5 protein-coding genes are annotated in these 4,040 nt (G+C 46.0%); 1 reads left to right on the top strand and 4 read right to left on the bottom strand.

The window, feature by feature from the left end; translation table 11 throughout:
- The 4 genes from lptC to ACWVCM_RS12630 all read right to left on the bottom strand — a co-directional run.
- Positions 1-440, bottom strand: a 440-nt coding sequence (gene lptC / locus ACWVCM_RS12645) for an LPS export ABC transporter periplasmic protein LptC (RefSeq protein WP_455202116.1), incomplete at its 3' end; no start/stop codon positions are given.
- 17 nt (positions 441-457) lie between these two features.
- A complete protein-coding gene (gene kdsC / locus ACWVCM_RS12640) occupies positions 458-982 on the bottom strand; it encodes a 3-deoxy-manno-octulosonate-8-phosphatase KdsC (protein ID WP_455202115.1) in 525 nt (174 codons plus the stop codon).
- A gap of 57 nt (positions 983-1,039) precedes the next feature.
- Positions 1,040-2,014, bottom strand: coding sequence for a KpsF/GutQ family sugar-phosphate isomerase (locus ACWVCM_RS12635; protein ID WP_455202114.1), 975 nt, complete (start codon positions 2,012-2,014; stop codon positions 1,040-1,042).
- 17 nt (positions 2,015-2,031) lie between these two features.
- A complete protein-coding gene (locus tag ACWVCM_RS12630; RefSeq protein ID WP_455202113.1) occupies positions 2,032-3,024 on the bottom strand; it encodes a calcium/sodium antiporter in 993 nt (330 codons plus the stop codon).
- Positions 3,025-3,260: 236 nt separating this feature from the next.
- On the opposite strand from ACWVCM_RS12630, the gene ACWVCM_RS12625 reads away from it, so the two are divergent.
- Positions 3,261-4,040, top strand: a 780-nt coding sequence (locus ACWVCM_RS12625) for a tetratricopeptide repeat protein (RefSeq protein ID WP_455202112.1), incomplete at its 3' end; no start/stop codon positions are given.

Below are 4,040 nucleotides of genomic sequence, written 5' to 3'. Positions count from 1 at the left end.
TTTGTTTCAGCAAAATTCTTTTCGGGAATAACGCGTAAGTCTACTGTATTGATTGTTACCCGGGTCTCCTTAGTGCCTGGGCGAACGATATTAACGTCGCCCACTAAAAGAACTTCTTTGCCGTCACCTAACACCTGGCCTTCATTCGCGTGGGCTATCCAGGTGCTTCCGTCTTCTTTAAAAAAAGTAACTCGAGGCTTGATAACATCCGAATGTTTTTCATTGGGGTAGTGCGTCATACGTTCTGCATGCAAGCGGTGCTCTGGCTTGCCTGCGTCGCTTAGCTTGGTTGCTGTAAAATTTTCCATAAAATGATCGGGACCTTCTTTTGATGCAGTAAAGGTGTCCAGGTTTGGCTCTGTAATTGACATAGCCCACCAGCTCATCGCCGCACTGATTAGTAGCGCTATCAAAAAACCAGTTTGTCTTGATAAACTCATCTTTTTAATTTTAACTACTAAGCTAGGTATTTTGCCATTGCCGTATCATAGGTGCCTTGTGCCTTCATAATCGTTTCGCAAATTTCTCTTGCGGCACCAGCTCCAGCGGGTTGGGATGTAATCCAGTGCGCATGTTGTTTGGCCATCTCGTGGGCGCTGGGTACCGCGATAGCTAACCCCGAGCGAATCATGATCGGTAAATCCACGACATCGTCACCTACATAAGCGACCTGTTCTGGTCGCAGATCCAGTTTGCCAATCAGCTCTTCAAATGCCGGCAATTTTTCCAGGCGGCCCTGGTAAATATGCTGCACATTAAGATTTTTCATTCGATGTAATACGACGTCGGATGTTCGGCCGGTTATAATACCGATTTGTACACCGGATTGTTGCAGCATTTTCATGCCATGGCCATCACGCGAATTGAACGCTTTGTATTCCTGCCCATCGTCGCCATAGAAAAGACTGCCATCCGTTAATACACCGTCAACATCAAAAATAACCAGTTTAATATTTTTCGCCTTTTTTATAACTTCTTCCATTTTTCTGTAACCTGATATTTCGTCGCAAGATGCTGGTTTATAGTAAGCATAGCACTATTACATTACGCCATTGCGTAACAGGTCGTGCATATTCATGGCGCCGACCAGTTTGTTGTTTTCATCCACAACTGGTAGAGAGTTGATTTTATATTTCTGCATCATTGCCAGGGTTTCAGCTGCCAATGTATCGGCGCGCGTTGATTTACAGCCTTTAACCATCACGTCTGCAATTTTTATTTTATGGACATCAATTTGTCCATGATCCAGTAAACGGCGCAAATCGCCATCGGTGAATATGCCGAGTAAATAATCCTGTTCATCAACCACTGCCGTCATGCCCAGGCCTTTCTTGGACATCTCAACCAGAGCCTCGTTCAAATTGGCGGAGTACAAAGTGCGCGGTGTATCGACTCCGCTGTGCATAATATCGTGAATGCGTAACAGTAGCCGTTTACCCAATGAGCCGCCGGGATGCGACAGTGCAAAATCTGCCTCGGTAAAACCTCGTTGTTCCAATATGGATACCGCCAAAGCGTCTGCCATTGCCAATGCAGCGGTTGCACTGGTAGTGGGTGCCAGACCTAGTGGACAGGCTTCTTTTTCCACGCTAACGTCGATATGGGCATCAGCGCTAGAAGCGAGTGTAGACTGAGTATTTCCGGTAAGTGCGATTAAAGGTACCCCCAGTCTTTTAATTAATGGCAGTAGTGTTTTGATTTCTTCGGTTTCACCGGAATTGGAAAATGCCAGCACTACATCGCTGGAAGTAATCATGCCCATGTCACCGTGACTGGCTTCTGCAGGATGAACAAAAAAAGCCGGCGTGCCGGTGCTGGCCAGGGTCGCGGCAACTTTGCCGCCAATGTGACCGGATTTACCGATACCCATTACGACAATGCGGCCCTCGCAATTCAACATGAGTTCACATGCATGATAAAAGGCGTCATCGATGCGTTGCGCAAGATTTTTCACCGCGTCAGCCTCGTTGTGTAAAACCGCTTGAGCCAGTGTTCTAATTTTGTCTTTGTTCATGGGGTACGAGTTGTGATCTATAGCATTTTGGGAACCTGGTTTGTTTCCGACAGATACAACCAGGCCATGTATCCAATATAGGCGGCCAACAACATAGCCGCTTCAAATCGGTTAATGTGGCCTTTTCTACTTTTAAAACTATAGGCCATGGCGAACAGCGCAACCGTCAATACTAACATGGTAGCGTAATCGCGAAATAAAACCTCGTCCGTCAGTGGTGCTGTACGAATGGCTGTACCTACCCCCAAAACTGCCAGCAAGTTAAACAAATTGGATCCAATAATATTGCCAATGGCGATATCATCTTCGCCTTTCAATGCCCCGGTCACGGACACGGCCACCTCCGGTAAGCTGGTACCAATTGCAACAATGGTCAGGCCAATGATTAATTCACTAACGCCAAATGCATTAGCGATATTGACGGAGCCCCATACCAGCATCTGAGAACTGGCCACCAAAACAGCGAGACCAATAATTGTCCATAGTGCTGCCACTTTGGTGGACATGTCGTGCGGCAGCTCTGCCTCAAATTCACCCTCCAGCGGGTCACCGAAACTGCGTTCCTTTTGCGCAAGCCACAGCATCCAGCCTATCAGCAAAAGCGTGCCAACCAACAGAATTGCACCGTCCATCTGGCTTAAGTCACGGTCCCACATTAAACCAAATACCCCACAAGAGACCAGCAGCAGTACAGGAAATTCACGTTTAAGTGTCTGAGATTCCACGACTAATGGGGATATGAGCGCGCTGACTCCCAATACCAGGGCGATATTGGCTATATTGGAACCGATGGCATTACCCACCACGACGCCAGTGTTACCGCCCAGGGCCGCGGTACCCGCCACAAACATCTCAGGCGCTGAAGTGCCTAAACCCATAATCACCATACCAATGATAATGGCTGGAACGCCTAAATTATGAGCAATTGCTGCGCCACCAACCACAAAGCGATCGGCACTCCACACCAGTAAAATTAAACCACCAACAATTGCTAACCAGAAAAGCCACATAAGCTTTGGAATTCTCACGTATAAAAAGGAGCATGCATAATACACTATTCGTTCCTGCAACATGAATATTGCTTAATTGGAAGTGATAGCTGTAAAAGAGCGGCCTGCCAGCCATGTATTTTTCAATTTAACAGCATTCTGAGGTCAGGGTATGCAAATCCAGTGGGCTGGGCGATAGTGAACCTAATTTTCGACTATTGTCATAATTTATACTGTAATTAAGCTGGGGAATTAATGTGAGGATTGGCAGTACATTTCTAGTAGCGTTGACCAGTATGGCTGCTGGCTGGTATTTGCATGCCTATCTGGGTGTATCAAGTGACCCCGTGAATTCACCAGCCAGGCGGGTTGTGCCAGAAACGGTGGATTTGCGGGGGTACTATTCTCAGCTTCCTTCAGGCGAAAATAATCCAGAAAAAACGGGTGCAAACCCATTACAAAGTTATTTAAACGCAAAAAATTTTAACGATGCTTTAGCCTATTACAACCAGTTGCCTGGTAGCGCTTCTAATCAGGAATCTCAACAATTGCGCCTGGCAATCCTGGAGTTTGCTTACTCCCTGAAGCAAGAAAACTCAGTTGATGACGCCTTAATGTTGCTAAATCTATATCTTGAACAAAATTACAGGGATGTGGATGCCTTGCAACTGAAAGCGAGTATCCTGGCAGACAAAAAGGACTATAGACAGCAAATAGAGGTACTTTACGAATCCAAAGCCTACGCTTATCAAGAGCGCGACATCAAAAAAATAGTAAATAATATTCGGTTCAGCGTAGACAGGTACAAACAAATTTTGCTGGAGCACCAAAACCACTTTGAATTGCTTAATCTTTATCAGACGCTGGTTTATCAGGAGCCTGATTATTCACCATACTTTATCGAGTTAGCCAAAGCGCAAATAAAAAATAACCTCGAATACGATGCGAAACAATCATTAGAATTGGTGACAGGTGATCCCGTGGTAGGTGTGCAGGCACGGCAGCTATTAAGCGAATTTCGTCAGCATGGTGAAGGT

It is taken from the genome of Kaarinaea lacus, from assembly GCF_975902315.1.
Note: the sequence above shows the minus strand (reverse complement) of the source record. Positions and strands in the feature narration are given on the sequence as shown.

Coding starts and splice junctions, on each gene's coding strand:
- ACWVCM_RS12635 (WP_455202114.1), bottom strand. CDS start 2,014: ATGAACAAAGACAAAATTAGAACACTGGCTCAAGCGGTTTTACACAAC.
- ACWVCM_RS12630 (WP_455202113.1), bottom strand. CDS start 3,024: ATGTGGCTTTTCTGGTTAGCAATTGTTGGTGGTTTAATTTTACTGGTG.
- kdsC (WP_455202115.1), bottom strand. CDS start 982: ATGGAAGAAGTTATAAAAAAGGCGAAAAATATTAAACTGGTTATTTTT.